The sequence below is a fragment of the Flavobacterium nitratireducens genome (assembly GCF_029625335.1).
GTDB lineage: Bacteria > Bacteroidota > Bacteroidia > Flavobacteriales > Flavobacteriaceae > Flavobacterium > Flavobacterium nitratireducens.
Genome location: NZ_CP121111.1, coordinates 1,107,839 through 1,125,019, shown reverse-complemented (window position 1 = coordinate 1,125,019; position 17,181 = coordinate 1,107,839). Strand labels below are relative to the sequence as shown.

The 17,181-nt window shown below is 33.9% G+C and carries 15 protein-coding genes and 1 pseudogene; 4 read left to right on the top strand and 12 right to left on the bottom strand.

The features are described 5' to 3' along the window. Positions 1–75: 75 nt before the first annotated feature. From P5P90_RS05320 to guaB, 4 genes are all read left to right on the top strand, one after another. A complete protein-coding gene (locus tag P5P90_RS05320) occupies positions 76–939 on the top strand; it encodes a hydroxymethylglutaryl-CoA lyase (protein WP_278036478.1) in 864 nt (287 codons plus the stop codon). A gap of 109 nt (positions 940–1,048) precedes the next feature. Then, the gene (locus tag P5P90_RS05315) at positions 1,049–1,555 is read left to right on the top strand and encodes a hypothetical protein (protein WP_278036151.1); all 507 of its coding nucleotides are present in this window, start codon (positions 1,049–1,051) and stop codon (positions 1,553–1,555) included. A 65-nt stretch (positions 1,556–1,620) separates the two neighbouring features. Continuing rightward, positions 1,621–2,961: a DUF5723 family protein gene (locus tag P5P90_RS05310; protein ID WP_340696442.1), complete on the top strand. Its 1,341-nt coding sequence runs from the start codon at positions 1,621–1,623 to the stop codon at positions 2,959–2,961. Between the two features lie 133 nt (positions 2,962–3,094). Beyond that, positions 3,095–4,567 (top strand): IMP dehydrogenase, encoded by a 1,473-nt coding sequence (gene guaB / locus P5P90_RS05305; protein ID WP_278036149.1) that lies wholly within the window; start codon positions 3,095–3,097, stop codon positions 4,565–4,567. Positions 4,568–4,635: 68 nt separating this feature from the next. Here the strand turns inward: guaB and P5P90_RS05300 are convergent, their stop codons facing one another. From P5P90_RS05300 to P5P90_RS05240, 12 genes and pseudogenes are all read right to left on the bottom strand, one after another. Then, positions 4,636–5,016: a PH domain-containing protein gene (locus tag P5P90_RS05300; RefSeq protein ID WP_278036148.1), complete on the bottom strand. Its 381-nt coding sequence runs from the start codon at positions 5,014–5,016 to the stop codon at positions 4,636–4,638. 162 nt (positions 5,017–5,178) lie between these two features. Continuing rightward, entirely contained in the window at positions 5,179–5,478 is a 300-nt protein-coding gene (locus P5P90_RS05295) for a DUF1905 domain-containing protein (RefSeq protein WP_278036147.1), read from the bottom strand. A 17-nt stretch (positions 5,479–5,495) separates the two neighbouring features. Then, on the bottom strand, positions 5,496–6,116 hold the full coding sequence (locus P5P90_RS05290; protein WP_278036146.1) for a hypothetical protein: 621 nt from the start codon (positions 6,114–6,116) through the stop codon (positions 5,496–5,498). Between the two features lie 129 nt (positions 6,117–6,245). Next, on the bottom strand, positions 6,246–7,730 hold the full coding sequence (locus P5P90_RS05285) for an MFS transporter (RefSeq protein WP_278036145.1): 1,485 nt from the start codon (positions 7,728–7,730) through the stop codon (positions 6,246–6,248). A gap of 325 nt (positions 7,731–8,055) precedes the next feature. Beyond that, complete coding sequence (locus P5P90_RS05280) at positions 8,056–8,715, bottom strand: response regulator transcription factor (protein ID WP_278036144.1); 660 nt, start codon at positions 8,713–8,715, stop codon at positions 8,056–8,058. Between the two features lie 88 nt (positions 8,716–8,803). Next, complete coding sequence (locus P5P90_RS05275; protein ID WP_422851721.1) at positions 8,804–11,215, bottom strand: DUF4202 family protein; 2,412 nt, start codon at positions 11,213–11,215, stop codon at positions 8,804–8,806. 31 nt (positions 11,216–11,246) lie between these two features. Next, entirely contained in the window at positions 11,247–11,624 is a 378-nt protein-coding gene (gene nirD, locus P5P90_RS05265) for a nitrite reductase small subunit NirD (RefSeq protein ID WP_278036143.1), read from the bottom strand. Between the two features lie 104 nt (positions 11,625–11,728). Then, on the bottom strand, positions 11,729–14,236 hold the full coding sequence (gene nirB, locus P5P90_RS05260) for a nitrite reductase large subunit NirB (protein ID WP_278036142.1): 2,508 nt from the start codon (positions 14,234–14,236) through the stop codon (positions 11,729–11,731). A gap of 341 nt (positions 14,237–14,577) precedes the next feature. Next, positions 14,578–15,644, bottom strand: a pseudogene (gene arsB, locus P5P90_RS05255) (ACR3 family arsenite efflux transporter). A 2-nt stretch (positions 15,645–15,646) separates the two neighbouring features. Further along, entirely contained in the window at positions 15,647–16,279 is a 633-nt protein-coding gene (locus P5P90_RS05250) for an arsenate-mycothiol transferase ArsC (protein ID WP_278036141.1), read from the bottom strand. 16 nt (positions 16,280–16,295) lie between these two features. Then, positions 16,296–16,766: a DUF6428 family protein gene (locus tag P5P90_RS05245; protein ID WP_278036140.1), complete on the bottom strand. Its 471-nt coding sequence runs from the start codon at positions 16,764–16,766 to the stop codon at positions 16,296–16,298. An 18-nt stretch (positions 16,767–16,784) separates the two neighbouring features. After that, complete coding sequence (locus P5P90_RS05240) at positions 16,785–17,117, bottom strand: ArsR/SmtB family transcription factor (protein WP_278036139.1); 333 nt, start codon at positions 17,115–17,117, stop codon at positions 16,785–16,787. Positions 17,118–17,181 lie beyond the last annotated feature (64 nt).

Sequence of the window (17,181 nt, the reverse complement as noted above, 5' to 3'; positions counted from 1 at the left end):
TTCGTATTTCGATTGCGCTTTTTTTTGTGCTTTCTAAATTTTGCCAGTTTGCAACTTTTAGTATCTTTGGATGCTATGGAGCCAATTAAAATTATCGAATGCCCTCGTGATGCCATGCAAGGTATCAAAAGTTTTATTCCTACTGAGAAGAAAGTCTCGTACATTCAGGCTTTATTGCGTGTAGGCTTTGATACGATTGATGTTGGGAGTTTTGTTTCGCCAAAAGCAGTACCTCAAATGCAGGATACAGCAGCTGTTTTAGAACAATTGGATTTGTCAACAACCAAGAGTAAAATATTAGCTATAATTGCTAATACTAAAGGTGCTGAAACAGCTTCTCAATTTGAAACCATTCACTATTTAGGTTTCCCTTTCTCAATTTCTGAAAATTTTCAAATGCGTAATACCCACAAAACAATCGCCGAATCGATTGTGAGCATGCAAGAAATATTGGAGATAGCCTATAAAAATAATAAAGAAGTTGTGGCTTACTTATCTATGGGTTTTGGTAATCCGTATGGAGATCCATGGAATGTTGAAATTGTAGGCGAATGGACCGAGAAATTAGCAACAATGGGAGTTAAAATCCTATCGCTTTCGGATACTATTGGAAGTTCAACTCCTGATGCAATTCGGTATTTGTTTAGTAATTTGATTCCTAAATATCCTCAAATAGAGTTTGGCGCTCACTTGCATACCACATACGATAAATGGTTTGAAAAAATAGAAGCCGCATACCAATCCGGTTGTCGTAGATACGATGGCGCAATTCAAGGTTTTGGAGGTTGTCCTATGGCAAAAGATGAATTAACGGGAAACATGCCCACTGAGAAATTACTATCGTATTTTACAGCTAATAAAGAACAGTTGAATTTAAATCCATTGAGTTTTGAAAGTGCTTACAATGAAGCATCCAAAGTGTTTAATTCTTATTTTTAGCATGTTTAGGAGATACTATTTTGGTAAGTAATGCGTTAAAAGATAGCTAATTAATTCTAAGAGAATGAAAAAGTATTGTTTTTATAAAATCATTTGCATACTCCTTCTTATGGGAAGTAGTTTTTCTTGTACAAGTGATTTGAACTTTGATCAGGCCAATGATTTAAAACTCACTCCTGTTTATGAAGCAAATTTTAGCTATTTTGATGTGCCAGCAAAAAGTTTAGTGTCGGATACTGGAATGGAAATTCCTTGGGGGGGTGATGAATATGATTTTGATGTTTTTAGAGATAAATATCTGAATAGTTATTTACGAAAAGTTGATTTTCATTTCGAAATCAACAATACAATAAAAAGATCTTTTTTCTTAAATATTGTTTTGCTTGATGCAAATAATAGAGCATTAACTACAATAAAAAAAGATATTCCAGCCTATTCAGGAACAGCTACTATTGTTACCAGTACTGAAATTTTTGAAAACAATAGATTAGAATTGTTGAAAAAAACGGTGAAAATGGGCTTTTTAATAACAATAGGTTCTGGCTCTGCTTTGAATGCAAATAGTACTGGAAATTTAGTTTTACGTTCAAGTGCCACAGTTTATTTAGAAATCTAATGAGAAAGGGTTTTATATTTTTAATGGTACTATTTGTAGTTAATTGTTTTTCTCAGAATAAGCAAGTGTTGTACAATCTTACTTCGGTTCCACAATCTCTGATGTTAAACCCAGGAGCAGATTTTAAATACAGCTATTATTTTGGGGTTCCTATGCTTTCAGGTTTTTCTTTTAAAGTAGGGTCTAGTGGTTTTTCAGCTTATGATTTGTTTGCTAATGATGGAGTCGATTTTAATCAGAAATTGCGAAAAGTGGTAAATTCGACTACCAGAAATGATCATGCTGCAATCAATGAACAAATTGAATTACTTAATGGAGGCTTTAAATTAGGAGATTGGCTTGAAGACAAAGGGTATTTGTCTTTTGGATTGTATCAAGAATTTGATTTTTGGAATTATGTTCCTAAGGATCCGCTCGTTTTGGCATTATATGGTAATCAAAATTACATAGGAAAATCATTTGATTTATCGGATATAAGTGTTAAAGCAGAAGTGCTTACGGTATTGCATCTAGGTTATCACAAAAACATAGCTGATAATTTTATTGTTGGAGCAAGAGGGAAAATTTACTTCAGTGGATTTAATGCTTCATCAACCCAAAATTCGGGTTATATCCTTACCCGACCATCTAGTACCACTATGTACGAACAAATTGTAAGGTCTAATTTGACTTTAAATACTTCTGGAGTTTCAAAATATTTAGAAGACGATTATAATGGAGATACAGCTTCGGATGTACAAAATCAACTTTTATTTGGTGGAGATATGGGCTTGGGATTTGATTTAGGTTTTACTTATTATCCTAAAAAAAATACTCAAATTACCGCTAGTATTCTTGATGTTGGTTTTGTTAAACATACAAAGGATGTTGCAAATTATACGTATAGTGGTATCTACAAATACGAAGGGATTAATCCTAGTTTTACGAGCACAGATGATCCAGATGGTGTTTATAGTGATTTTAATGAGGCAATTAAAAGAGATACTTTGTACAATAAATATACTACTTGGCGTCCTGTAAAATTAAATGCGTCTTATCAATATTCATATGGGGTAAGCAAGGACGAAGACTGCGTGTGTGAAGCAGGAGAAAAACCATTCAAGAATGCAGTTGGTGCGCAACTTTTTATAATGAGTACGCCAAGGCTTCCTATTACCGCTTTAACGGGATTCTATCAAAGAAATATATCAAATAAGTTACAATTAAAAGCTACCTATACATTGGATTCTTATTCCTATACCAATATTGGATTGGGGTTGTCTGCTAGATTGGGAGCCTTCAATATGTATTTTATGGGGGATAATTTATTAGGCTATCGTGATTTGTCAAAATCACAAAGTCTTTCTTTTCAATTTGGGTTTAATTTTATTTTTAAAGATAGTAATGAACCACCTAGTCGATATTAAGTTAAGAATGTTTTGTAGCTTAAATAATATTAACAAATAGCTCGAATTGGACTCTAAAATTTAATTGGAATACAAATTTAATAAATCAAAATAATTTGCTATATTTGCACGCAATTCAACTAGAAATTGCAACATGATAGCACACAATTCAAAGATTATCGGTGAAGGTTTAACTTACGATGATGTATTATTAGTTCCTAATTACTCACAAGTGCTTCCTCGCGAAGTGAGTATCAAAACAAAATTCTCAAGAAACATAACACTTAATGTTCCTATTGTATCTGCTGCTATGGATACAGTAACCGAAAGTTCTATGGCTATTGCTATGGCACAAGAAGGTGGAATAGGTGTTTTACATAAAAACATGACTATAGAGCAGCAAGCTGCTAAAGTACGTAAAGTAAAACGTGCTGAGTCAGGTATGATTATCGATCCAGTAACTTTACCACTTACAGCTACAGTAGCTGATGCTAAAGCTGCGATGAAAGAATACGGAATTGGTGGAATTCCAGTAGTTGATGAAAATCAAACATTAAAAGGAATTGTAACCAACCGTGATTTGCGTTTCGAAAAAAACAGTACACGTCCTATCGTTGAGGTAATGACTAAGGAAAACTTAGTAACCGTTGCCGAAGGTACTTCATTAGCTGAAGCTGAAGTAGTTTTGCAAGGACATAAAATTGAAAAATTACCAGTAGTAGATCAAGATAATAAATTAGTAGGTTTGATTACATTTAGAGATATTACTAAATTGAATCAAAAGCCAAATGCTAATAAAGATAAGTACGGTCGTTTGCGAGTAGCTGCTGCATTAGGGGTTACTGCTGATGCTGTAGAAAGAGCGACTGCTTTAGTAAATGCTGGAGTAGATGCTGTTATTATTGATACCGCTCACGGACATACTAAAGGAGTGGTTGATGTTTTAAAAGCGGTTAAAGCACAATTTCCAGATTTAGATGTTGTGGTTGGAAATATTGCTACACCAGAAGCTGCTCAATATTTAGTAGAAAATGGTGCTGATGGAGTAAAAGTAGGTATTGGACCTGGTTCAATTTGTACTACACGTGTGGTGGCAGGTGTTGGTTTTCCTCAATTCTCAGCTGTATTAGAAGTAGCCGCTGCTATTAAAGGTTCGGGTGTTCCAGTTATTGCTGATGGAGGTATTCGCTACACAGGAGATATTCCTAAAGCTATTGCTGCCGGTGCTGATTGTGTAATGTTGGGTTCATTATTAGCAGGAACAAAAGAATCTCCTGGAGAAACTATCATTTTCGAAGGAAGAAAATTCAAATCCTATAGAGGAATGGGGTCTGTAGAAGCAATGCAAACAGGTTCAAAAGATCGTTATTTCCAAGATGTTGAAGATGATGTTAAGAAATTAGTTCCAGAAGGAATTGTAGGTCGTGTTCCTTACAAAGGGGAATTAAATGAAAGTATGTTACAATTCATAGGAGGATTACGTGCAGGTATGGGATATTGTGGAGCAAAAGATATTGCTACCTTACAAGCTACTGGACGTTTTGTGCGTTTAACTTCAAGCGGAATTTCTGAAAGTCACCCTCACAATGTTACAATAACGAAAGAAGCTCCAAATTATTCTAGATAATTCTACGCTTATAATTATAAAAAACGAAAGGCTGTCTTTGATTAGACAGCCTTTCGTTTTATAAAATATTATTTCAAAACATGTGTGGCTAAAACATTATGAACATCATAAACATTAACCGATTTATTAAATTGTTTTCGGATACTAGGCGTTTGTTCGCTTGAAACCCAAATTTTTAATTCCGCTTCCAAGTCAAAGGTGCCAGCAGTTTCAATACTGAAGCGACTAATGCTTTTATAAGTGATTGATTTGTATTCTGTTTTACTTCCTGTAACACCTTGTTTGTCAATTAGAATAAGTCTTTTGTTAGTGAAGATAAATACATCTCGAATAAGTTTGAAGCCCAGTTCTATTTCTTCGCTGCTAATAAGTAGTTTGCCATAATCTTTTTGTAACTCCTCTTGGCTTACAGTTCCTGCGTTACCAAGTATTGCCGAAAATAATCCCATAATTAATTATTAAATTGTACTACTCGTATGGCTTTTCGTTTACGCCCCGTTTATTGGTTTCTGGACTCCTTTTTTTAATAATGAATTTAAAATCAGATTGATAGAAATAAGTACGAATATATAATTTTGAATTGTTATTTATGAGTTCAATTTAAAAATAGTTTATAGCCAAAGTGTAATTTGGAGTTTTTTTCCAACAATGATTCTCTCTTTTTTACGGATTTCGGCTTTTAAAGGAAGAAGGTAAGTTTTCATTTTAGTATCAAACCAAATTGCCGTTTTCCATTCGGTTTTTCCAGTTTTGGCCACCGCTTTTAATCTTCCCCAACCTTCTTCTTCTGATTGCAGGCCTGTTCGTATTTCTGTAGCTATAGTTGTAGGCAAAGAAATAAAATACCAACCTCCAGGCGAAGGGTGTTGCCAGGTTTCAGCTGAAAATTGATATTTTATTTTTGCATTCAATACGTTTAATTTTTTAATTAATTGTATTTAGGAACGAAGAGGAATTCTTCTGTTCGGTTGGTTTTGGTCGAAATTCTAATTTCTTTTAAACAGCTTCCTTTTTCATCTTTGGTTTCACAATGCACCAAAACTTCGTCAATGAGCGTGTCATTTTTATCTTTGATGATGATTTTAGAAAGTTCTTTGTTGGTATAATAAAAATACTGAGTGTAGAACGGATTAAAATTATCTACTATTTTAGTAATACTTCCATCTGAATTATAATGATAAATGGATTCATTTTGTTTGTATTGTTTTCTGGTGTAACAACTGATGCGTTCACGCTGATTTGGTTTCCAGCGGGTTTTACAGTAATAAGGTTCTTTATCAGGATATCTTTCTACAATAAACCATAATTTTTTTTCGGTTTGCTGCAATACCTTGTCTAAGGAATCCACAGTTTGTGACGATTTGATGCGGCCATTGCGGGTAAAGATCATTTGTTTTTTATACAATAGTTTCTTCTGGTTGTTTTCCAGTAAATATTTTTCCTCGGTTGCTAGTTGTATTCCATCAGGTAGTTGTTTTATCGTAGTATATTTTTTTGAAACACAAGATGGTATCATTAACAGGATAATGAAAAGAGATAAGTTTTTCATAATCATAACGTTTAGTTCTACTAAGTTAATGATAAAGACAATTGGTTAAGTGTCTTGTGAGTAAAAAAAGAATGCAACACTCTTAAACTTAAGGGTGCTGCATTTTTTAATTTGATGGAAATAATAATATTATTTTACAACATCTATTTGCTTAGATAATTCAGGTTGGTTTTTGTTCATCATATTTGTGATAGTGATGTGCATCCAAACCAAACAGATGATAGAGAATAGTAAAATGAATATCCAGGAACTGGACCATAATCCGGTAGCGGTCAATAAGTAGCTGAAGATAATTGGACCGCAGAATCCACCTAAACCGCCTAATAGTCCTACCATTCCACCTACAACACCCACTTCAGAAGGGAAATACTCAGGAATGTGTTTGTAAACGGCCGCTTTTCCAATTCCCCATGAAATACCAATCAGGATTACCAAAACCAGATAAACCCACATGTTAGCATCAAAGTTGATTTTAGTGATTCCTTTAGCTAATAATTCTTTTTTGACAACCTCTTGGTTTTCTTTTACAATTACTTCCTGCCAGGATGTTTTAGTTGGGAAAATATTAGAACCATCAGTACTTAGTTCTTTTTTAGCTTCCAATGGAATATTAGTTTCACCTACTTTTATATTTGTTGTTGAAACTTCGGTAACCCTACCTGCTTTTTTAGCCATGATTCCTGCTCCTGCTGTGGTGATTTCCATTTTTGGCACCATTAACAAAGCACTTAATAGTACTGATGAACCCAGTACCCAGTACATTACTTTTCTGGCTCCGTATTTATCGGATAAATAACCTCCAAAGGCACGAATTACACCTGATGGTAAGCTAAACATCGTGGCAAACATACCTCCCATAACTAAACTGGTTTGGTACACGTTCATGAAATTTGGCAATAACCATTGAGAGTAAGCTACAAAACATCCAAATACTAAGAAGTAGTAAGCTCCAAAACGCCATACCCGAACATTTTTCAACGTACTTAACATTTGTGGGATAGTTTTAGTCGATTTTTCTAATTTTTTGTTTTCGGCAAATATCAAAAAAATAATACCAATTATTAATAAGACAGCTCCGTAGATAAGCGGCAGGATTTTCCATCCGTTTTCCGGGTCACTAGCTGAAAATTGGTTCAATAAAGAAGGAGCAATAAAAGTAGTGATAGCCGCTCCTGCATTTCCCATTCCGAAAATACCTAAAGCTCTTCCCTGCCATTCTTTAGGATACCATATAGAAGTATAACCAACACCGACAGCAAATCCTGTTCCTACCATTCCAAATAAAAAACTTAAAATAGCAAACATAGAAAAGCTATCTGCTGTTGGAAGTAAAAATAAAGGAATCGAACATAGTAATAGTAAAAAAGAGAATACGTATTTTCCACCAAATTTATCTGTTAGAATACCCATTGGTAAACGCATTATTGATCCTGTTAAAATTGGTATTCCAAGTAACCATCCTACTTGTACAACACTCCAATTGAAAATACCTTTGTCAACTAAGTAAGTTACTAATACACCATTAAGTGTCCAGCAAGCAAAACAAACAGTAAAAGCCAATGTATTAAGAAATAACATTCTGTGCGACTTTGAAAGAGAATTTGTATTTTTCATGATACTTGTGTTTTTAAGCAAATTTATGTAGTATAGACTAGTAAAAAGCTGCGAAAACGCAGGTTTTGAAAAATAAATACGTAAAAATACTTATTTTTATACGTATTTATGTGTTTGCTGCAAGTAAGTAGTCAGTTTCCTGTCGTTTATTTCTAAATTTTGGTTTATTATTTTTTTTAGTTTTATTGATTGTTTAAAGTTAAGTTTAGTGTTGGGATATGGCAGAGAATTATGGAATAAGTTTTTTATTCAGGATTATGTACAAATAAAAAATCCTGTTTTCTAGTCTAAACTAAAAAACAGGATTTGGATAAGATTAAGCTTATTATATCAATGAATACTCGGTAGCTTTGTTTGAAAGTTCCATTAGATTTTTGACTTTCAGTTTTTTCATTAGGTTAAAACGGTGTACTTCCGCAGTACGTTTGCTAATCTCTAAGGCTTCGGCAATTTCTTTGTTTCCTTTACCCGATAATAATAAGGTTAAAATTTCTTTTTCTCTTTTGGTAATGGTTAAATCTTCGGTAAGAGCCGGCTTTGGATCCAAAGAAGTTGAGGAATTAGTCAATTGATTAATTAAGATAGACGAAATGTCTCCTGTAAAGTATTTTCCTCCGTTAGCTACAGCGTGCAGGGCTTTCATGAATTCTTCTTTGCTAGATCCTTTTAGCAAATAACCATCGGCACCCGCTTTAATTGATTTTAAGACATATTCTTCAGATTCATGCATTGACAGCACAATAATTTTTACAGGATTGTTTTGGTTTCGTAATTTTTCAACTACTTCTATTCCTGTATATTGAGGCATTCTAATATCTACAATCAATAAGTCGGGATTGGTAGTCGTTACAACGTCTAATGCTTCTTGTCCATCTGTAGCTTCTCCAACTACTTCAATATTTTTTTCGCTTTCTAAAAGTGATTTTATACCATCTCTTACAAAGAAATGATCATCAGCAAGGACAACTTTAATCATTTGGTTCATAACGTACGTTTTTTTAAAGGATATAAAAAATTTACTTATTTTAAAGTCGTGCAATATACGTATTTTTTACGTATTTTCTTTGCAAAAATTATATAGGAATATTAAATGTAATTCGGGTGCCTTCTCCAGGTATCGAATTGATAAAAACCCTGCCATTAATGTATTGAACGCGTTCTTTCATGAATAGTAATCCCATTCCCGATTCACTATTGCGTTTTTTTTCTACTGTATTAATATCAAAACTTTTTCCGTTATCGTCAACGGTAATGCTAAGTATGTTATTGCTATGTGAAAGTTGCACGATAATATGGGATGAATCGGCATATTTGATAGCATTATTGATGGCTTCTTGCGTAAGGCGATAAATATTGATTTCGATTAATGAATCTAATCTTTGGTCAAAATCGGTTTTATTGTAAAACAGGACGTTCTTTCCAGTAAGTTTGGCTAATTCCAAGGTAAGTTTAGCAATCGAAGAAACAATACCGTGATCACTTAATTCGGGTGGCATTAGGTTAAAAGTAGCAGTTCGAACGCCTTTGATAATATCTAAAGATAATTTTTTAAGGTGTTCTATTTTTTGAGCCGATTTCTCCTTGTCATCGAGGTTAATACTTTCCAAACTAAATTTTAGTCCCGTAAGCATTTGTCCAATTCCGTCGTGGATTTCTCGCGCAATTCGGTTTTGTTCATTTTCTTGATTTTCAACAATTTTACTAGAAATAATCTTTTGTTGATTTATTTTTTCAATAATATTTTCACGATTTAATCGCTCTACTTCAAGTTCGGCATTTTTACGAATGGTGATGTTGAAACAAATGACTAATAATTCGGATTCTTCTTTGCGGATGCGAACAGGAATCATCGACATATCAAGCCAAAGTTTGTTACCATTTCTGTCGGTTGTATTGATTTCGCCTTGCCAACCGCTTCTTTGTTTGTCGGCAATAATTTGTTCAATTTCCTGTTGTTCCTTGGCAACTTTAGTTAATGCCTTGGAAAAGCTTTTGTCATTATCAAAAGAGGGATTGTATTGTAACAATTTAGAGAATTTCTCCCCCATGTGTATGATTTTACCTTGCGGACTTATACGGCAATATAAAAGAGTGTTCTCCATTGCAAAATTCAATGATTTTAGTTCTTTTACTGAATTTTCCTTTGCAATGCTTATCGTTTCTGTGTCTCTAGCAAGTTTGATTGCCCTTTTTTCAGAGAGGATAAGTTTTGAGATTAAGACTTCTATTTTTTTATTGGTAGGCTTAAAAATGTATTGGAATTCTAATAGTAACACTAGTAAAGTGAAAGTTAGAATACCATATTCAATATTACGTTGACGGGTTACTTTTTCGGAAGCTTCATATTCGTATTGACTTACAATGCGATTCATTTTGGTTAGAAAAATGGCTACATTGTCTAAGATTGTTTTTATTTCTTTTGGATAATTGTCTCTAGAAAGTGTTTCTTTATTGTGCGACAAAAATTTTTGAACTGCAAAATCTATTTTGTTAACATTGGGCTTTATGTCTGTATATAAAGAAGAAAGAGTGGTACTTTTTTCACTTGGAAAATTTAAACTATCGTTTCCTTTTTCAAGAGCAATATGAGTAGATTTCCATAGTTCAAGTGTCTTTTTGATGTTAGCCACTTCTTCATCAATGTTAGAATTTATAGAAGAAGAATTTAGAATAAGAATTTCTTTAGCTAACCGCTGACTTAACATTCTTTGTTTTCCCGATATGTTAATCAAACGGGAGTCATTGAGTTGACTGCTTATGTTATGCTGAATCAATAACTGACTCAGCAGAATCGTAATGGCAATAGTAATTAAAGCAAATAGATACATTTGCTTTAATTGTTTAAAATTAAGATTTTCAGAAAACGCTTTGGCTTCTTTTATCATAATGGGTCGAATTACAATCCTAAAGCTGTCTTTAATTAATTGTAGATTTTCAGGACTGTAGTTGATTTGCAGAGCAGCTTGATGTCCTTTTTCAGACATTTTATTCCAGGTTTTCAGAATAATGTTTTTAAGCTTTTCGGTATCGTGTTTTTCTACAAAGGGAGCTAAGTAGTATTCTAAGAATACCAAACAAATTACATCTTCTAACAGTTGGGTTTCTTCGTCTTTTTTAAGTAGTTTTTTTTCAATTAAGAATGAAACTCTGGCAATAAATTCAGTACTGTATCCTGCTTTTTCTAAGATTTCAGCAGTAAGTTTAGCGTGGAATTTTTTCAGGTCTTCACGCCATTTTAAATAACCCACACGATCCATTGGGTACGATTCACGGGCAATTTTCCAGCGACAGATATGCTGTGCTTTAGCAGCAATTTGTACTTCTTCAGATGCATTAGGAAAAAAAACTATAAGTTTCTCATACATTCTATTAGAGTATAGAAGTTCTTTAGGGAAACTTATGGATTCGTGTATTTCTATATTAGGATCTTGTGCATTTTCGGCATCAATCCATTCGCTTGCTTGTTGGAATTTGTTGTATGTCATTTGGAGTCAATTTTACTTCAAATATACATATTTATTCCATAAACCCAATGAATACTTCGCCTTCAACAATTTTTACAGGGTAGGTAGCAATGGTATAATCTTCGCCATTTAAATTGCTTCCATCCTTAAGGGAAAAGGTTTTTTTGTGGATTGGACAGGCAATTTTTGGTGTTTCTTCAGCAGAACCAATCATGCCTCTAGAAAGTACCATTTCTAATTTGTGAGGGCATACATTTTGGCAAGCATACCATTCTCCTCTTCTTTCAAAGTTAATTACAGCAATTTGTTTGTCCTTGTATTTAACGCAATTTCCTCCATCAGCAGGAAAGTCAGAGGTTTTACCTGCTTTAAACCAAACGGTAACATCGTTTAGGGTTACACTATTATATTTGTTTAATACGTTTTCCATGATATTTAATTTTTATTTTACCCTGTCTCTTTTTTTAAGAAGAAGAGACAGGATTAGAAATTGTAATTAATTTACTGATTGTTGTGTTTTTTTAGCTTTTAAGATTACCAATGTTTAGGCATTTTTTGCTCTCTTAATGGGATGTACTCTAGGTTGTCATCGCGGTCATCTGAGTTAGAGAAATGTTTGAATCGTTTCATCATTTCAGGGTCTTCGATAGCTTGTTTCCATTCGCACTCGAAAGTATCAACTAAACCTTGCATTTCTTCTTCCAGCGCGGCATTGATTCCTAAGCTGTCATTGATGATTACATTTTTCAAATAATCGATTCCGCCTTCTAGTTTTTCCAACCATGTTGATGTACGAACTAATGGACCAGCCGTACGGATATAGTACATAAGGAAACGATCCATGTATTTGAATACGGTATCTTTATCAATTTGTTCGGCCAAAAGTACTGCGTGTTTTGGATTTGCTCCACCGTTTCCACAGATGTATAAGTTCCATCCGCCTTCCACAGCGATAACTCCAAAATCTTTTCCTCTGGCTTCAGCACACTCACGGATACAAGCCGAAACACCACCTTTTAGTTTGTGTGGAGAACGGATTCCTCTGTAACGGTTTTCTAATTCTATTGCTAATGTTGTACTGTCGTCCATTCCGTATCGACACCAAGCATTACCTACACAGCTTTTTACGGCTCTTAAAGATTTTCCGTAAGCATGGCCACTTTCGAAACCTTTGTCAATCAGTTTTTTCCAAATAGAAGGTAAGTCGTTTAATTCAGCTCCAAATAAATCTACACGTTGTGCTCCGGTGATTTTTGTATATAAGTTGTATTCTTTTGCAACTTCTCCAATGGCGATTAATTTTTCTGCGGTTACTTCACCACCAGCCATTCGAGGCACGACAGAGTAGGTTCCGTTACGTTGAATATTAGCTAAGAAACGGTCGTTTGAATCTTGAGAAGTCACATGTTTGTTAGCTGTATCATTGTAAATACTAGAGAAGATGGAAGATAGTACTGGTCTGCAAATTTCGCAACCATCACCTTTACCAACAGTTCCTAGTACTTCGTTGTGATTCGTGAATTTATTTATTTTTACAATGTCGTATAATTCTTGACGACTATACGTAAAGTGCTCACAAACGACATCTTTTACTTCTTTTCCAAGTGATTTTTGGGCTGCTTTTACTAAATCAGAAACCATTGGTTTACAACCACCACAACCAGAAGTTGCTTTAGTTGCTTTTACAACATCCGATAATGTTTCGCAACTTCCATCAGTTATAGAACAACAGATACTTCCTTTAGTTACATTTTCACAAGAACAAATTACAGCCGAATCAGGTAAATCCATGGCACTACCCATCGTAGAACTTTCACCGCCCCTAGCTCCCAGGATTAAATCTTCTGGGTTTTTAGGCACTGCCATTCCGTTGATGTAAATTTGGAATAGACTATTGTAATCACTTGAATCTCCTACTAGGATACCTCCAAGTAATTTAGTTCCGTCTTTAGAAACGTTGATTCTTTTGTAGATACCAGTGAATTTATTTTCATAAACAATTGGAGTTCCGTCTTGGTGCTCAATAAAAGGGTCTCCAAAACTGGCTACTTCAACACCAATTAATTTCAATTGAGTAGACATGTCAATGCTTTCACGCATTGTTTTTTCGTTTCCTAAAATCTGTTCAGCGGCAACATCAGCCATTTCATAACCTGGCGCAACCAAACCGTAAATCATGTGGTTGTATAGGGCAACCTCTCCGATAGCGTAAATGGAAGGGTCAGAAGTTTGCATCTGGTTGTTTACCACAATTCCTCCGCGAACACCAACTTCCAGTCCTGCACCTCTTCCTAGTTCGTCCCTTGGTTTGATACCTGCAGAAATGACAAGCATGTCTACTTTAAGCAGTTCTTCTTCTTCAAACATCATTCCGGTGATAGCCTTATCACCGTCAATAAATTGTGTTGATTTACTTAGATGTATTTTGATGTTTAGTTCTTCTATTTTTGAACGAAGCATATCGCTTGCTCCTTTGTCTAATTGTCTCGGCATTAAACGAGGAGCAAATTCAACAACATGTGGATTTAGTCCTAAATCACGAACGGCTTTTGCGGCTTCTAGACCTAGTAATCCACCTCCTAAAACAGCAGCTTCGGTTGCTCCGTTTTGTTTTATTTTGGCTGCATAAGCCATAATAGCGTCTAGGTCTTCTATGGTTCTATATACAAATACTCCTTCTTTTTCCACTCCTTCAATTGGAGGGACGAAAGCTGCGGAACCTGTAGCTAAAACTAAATAGTCGTATGAATAAGAATTTTCTAAATGAGTGGATATTGTTTTGTTTTCTTTGTGAATATCTGTTACTAATTCAGAAGTATTTAATATGATATTATTTTCTTCGTACCAATTTGCTGTTGATAAAGATAAATCGTCAGCAGTTTTACCAGCAAAGTATTCACTTAAGTGAACACGGTCATACGCTCGTCTTGGTTCTTCACCAAATACGGTAATTTGATATTTTTCCTGCCCAGACTTAGAAATAAATTTTTCGCAAAATTTATAACCCACCATGCCGTTTCCGACTACAATTATTTTAATCATAATATCATTATTAAGTATTACAAAGCAAATATACGTATAAATACTTATGTATTGTACTTAATTTTTGTTTTTTTGATGTAAATTGAGATATTATGAAAAGGAGAGGGTTAAAATGGATATTATGTAAAAAAGTGTTGAAGTTTTTTTTGTTTTTTTGGTAAATGATAGCTTTTACTGAACATTTTTGGTGCTTTTTTGTCTTTTTTTAAGTTGAAATTATATTGAAAAAGAAGTGTTTGTGGATTATAAACGAAAAAAAGCACCAAAATAAGTGCGTAAAAAGTACTTATTTTGATGCTTTGGTAATAAAAAATTTCAATTTTTTTATTAAGTACAACTACTTAATTTTTTGTGTAGTATTTTTTTTGAAACCAAAAGGCAAGGTTTACTAAGGCGATTAGAGCCGGGACTTCTACTAGAGGGCCAATGACGCCTGCAAAGGCCTGTCCGCTATTAATGCCAAATACTCCGATAGCTACAGCAATAGCTAGTTCGAAATTATTACCTGTAGCTGTGAATGCGATAGCAGTACTTTTTGAATAGTCAGCTCCGAAATATTTTCCAATAAAAAAACTAACGATAAACATAATACCAAAGTAAATAACTAATGGAATAGCAATTCGGATAACATCCATTGGAATTTTGACTATTAAAGCCCCTTTTAAACTAAACATTACAATAATCGTAAATAATAAAGCGATTAAAGTAATTGGAGAAATAATAGGAACGTATTTTTTTGGAACCATACTTCGCCCTTAAAATAAATCAAAGTGTATCGAGTAATTATGCTTAAAGCAAATGGAATTCCGAGATAAATACCCACACTTTCCGCTATTTGAGCGATGCTAATATTTACTTCAAAACCTGTGTATCCAAAATAAGGAGGAAGTATTGTGATGAAGAAATACGCATAAACACTATATAAAAGCACTTGGAAGATACTGTTTAGGGCAATAAGTCCGGCTGCATATTCTCTATTTCCATCCGCAAGATCGTTCCAAACGACTACCATAGCAATACATCTAGCCAATCCAATTAGGATAACCCCAATCATGTATTCAGGATAATCACTAAGAAAAGTTAAAGCCAGAAAAAACATTAATATAGGTCCGATAATCCAATTTAACAGTAATGAAGCACCTAGTACTTTAGTGTTTTTAAAAACAGAACCCATTTGTTCGTATTTCACTTTCGCTAGTGGCGGGTACATCATTAATATTAGTCCGATTGCTAAGGGAATATTAGTGGTTCCTGATGAAAAAGAATTGATGAAATTACCACTTGATGGTATAAAGTTTCCAATGGCTAGACCAATAACCATAGCTAAGAAAATCCAAAGTGTAAGGTAACGATCTAAAAAACTTAATTTTTTTCGGTTAACGGCGGGTGTACAATGATTAGTAGACATAGTTATTTTTGAATTTGAGAAAATACGTAAAATAATTCCGTTGCAATTTGTGTGCTTCTTTCTTCGTATTTTTCAGCTTGTTGGGGTGTGTTGTCAAATGCTTTTGGGTCTTCAAAAGTAATTGGAATGCGTTTTTCGGCTCCAGCGATAAATGGACAACCTTGATCGGCACTCGAACAAGTTAGTATAGCAGCAAATGCAGCTTGTGGATTGAAATCGTTATCAAAAGTTTTAGAAAAACCAATAATAGGGTGGGAGTTTTCACTGTATTTAATGCTGTAAATTGGATTTTTCCCTTCGGCTATAGTGTTTATTTGAAACCCTGTTTTTTCTAAAGTTTGAGCTACAACTGGGAATAGCGCAGTTGCTTCAGTGCCTCCTGAGTAGCTAAAAACATTTTTAATGTCAAAATAAGTAGCCATTGTTTGTGCCCAAATTTGAGATAAATGACTTCTTCTTGAATTGTGAGTACAGATAAAGTTTAATCTGATTTCATCATTATTGTCATATTTACTTTGGATAAAATCAATCAATGGTTGTAGAATGATTTTTCGTTCTTCTGATATTGAAGTAGTTTCTAAAGATTGAATTTTAGCTTCAATGTTTTCAAATAATTCTGTTTTAACTATTTTCATTTTACTGGTTTTAGATTTAGCAACAACCTCCACCTGGAGTGCAACTGTTATTTTGAGTGTTAATTTGTGATAATCTAATTTTTGGTTTTGTGGCAGGAATACCGCATTGGTCCTCGGCTAAGCAAGCTGTTTTTTTGTTTAATAAGAGAAATTCTTTTCCGTTAAAACCTAGTTCGTATTTGCCAATCGTTTCATATTGGTATTCAACTTCAATTTCGTAATCTCCTATTTCAAGCGCTTTTTCAGACAACTCAATGATGTCTAAAAGTTTCTTTGGTTTTAAACGATGATCAAAATCGTTGGCATTCCATAATTGAAAATTAACCACTTTTTCATTTCGTATTGTTCCTCCACAGTCGATGAAATTTTTGGTAATTAAACCCACTTCAGTAACATGGAAATGCTCTGGAACAGCAGTTCCGTTTTCTAATACAAAAGAAACAGTGTCAACATTGCTCAATATCTTTTTAATTTCGGATAGTTTCATGATTTTCTACTTTTAAAGTTAACAACATTGGTCTTTTTTATTTTCTAAATAGCTATTTACGTGTTGGAAGAAGGCTTTTATTTTTTCAAATCCATTCTCATCAATACAATAGCAAATGGCATTTCCTTCAAGATTTCCCTTGATTAATCCTGCATTTTTCAATTCTTTTAAATGCTGAGAAACGGTTGGTTGTGCTAATGGTAATTCATTTACTATATCTCCACAAATACAACTGTTTACTTTGATGAGGTGTTGTATGATGGCAATACGAGCAGGATGACCTATCGCCTTTGCTAATGTGGCTAGTTCGTTTTGTTCGTCAGTGAAACTAGATGTTTTTGTGATTCCCATAGTTATATATTTATATTGCAATATTACGATAAATATTGATAAGTAGTAATTATAGGCTAAAAAA

Coding starts and splice junctions, on each gene's coding strand:
- P5P90_RS05320 (WP_278036478.1), top strand. CDS start 76: ATGGAGCCAATTAAAATTATCGAATGCCCTCGTGATGCCATGCAAGGT.
- P5P90_RS05315 (WP_278036151.1), top strand. CDS start 1,049: ATGGGAAGTAGTTTTTCTTGTACAAGTGATTTGAACTTTGATCAGGCC.
- guaB (WP_278036149.1), top strand. CDS start 3,095: ATGATAGCACACAATTCAAAGATTATCGGTGAAGGTTTAACTTACGAT.
- P5P90_RS05300 (WP_278036148.1), bottom strand. CDS start 5,016: ATGGGATTATTTTCGGCAATACTTGGTAACGCAGGAACTGTAAGCCAA.
- P5P90_RS05290 (WP_278036146.1), bottom strand. CDS start 6,116: ATGAAAAACTTATCTCTTTTCATTATCCTGTTAATGATACCATCTTGT.
- P5P90_RS05285 (WP_278036145.1), bottom strand. CDS start 7,730: ATGAAAAATACAAATTCTCTTTCAAAGTCGCACAGAATGTTATTTCTT.
- P5P90_RS05280 (WP_278036144.1), bottom strand. CDS start 8,715: ATGAACCAAATGATTAAAGTTGTCCTTGCTGATGATCATTTCTTTGTA.
- P5P90_RS05275 (WP_422851721.1), bottom strand. CDS start 11,215: ATGACATACAACAAATTCCAACAAGCAAGCGAATGGATTGATGCCGAA.
- nirD (WP_278036143.1), bottom strand. CDS start 11,624: ATGGAAAACGTATTAAACAAATATAATAGTGTAACCCTAAACGATGTT.
- nirB (WP_278036142.1), bottom strand. CDS start 14,236: ATGATTAAAATAATTGTAGTCGGAAACGGCATGGTGGGTTATAAATTT.
- P5P90_RS05250 (WP_278036141.1), bottom strand. CDS start 16,279: ATGAAAATAGTTAAAACAGAATTATTTGAAAACATTGAAGCTAAAATT.
- P5P90_RS05245 (WP_278036140.1), bottom strand. CDS start 16,766: ATGAAACTATCCGAAATTAAAAAGATATTGAGCAATGTTGACACTGTT.
- P5P90_RS05240 (WP_278036139.1), bottom strand. CDS start 17,117: ATGGGAATCACAAAAACATCTAGTTTCACTGACGAACAAAACGAACTA.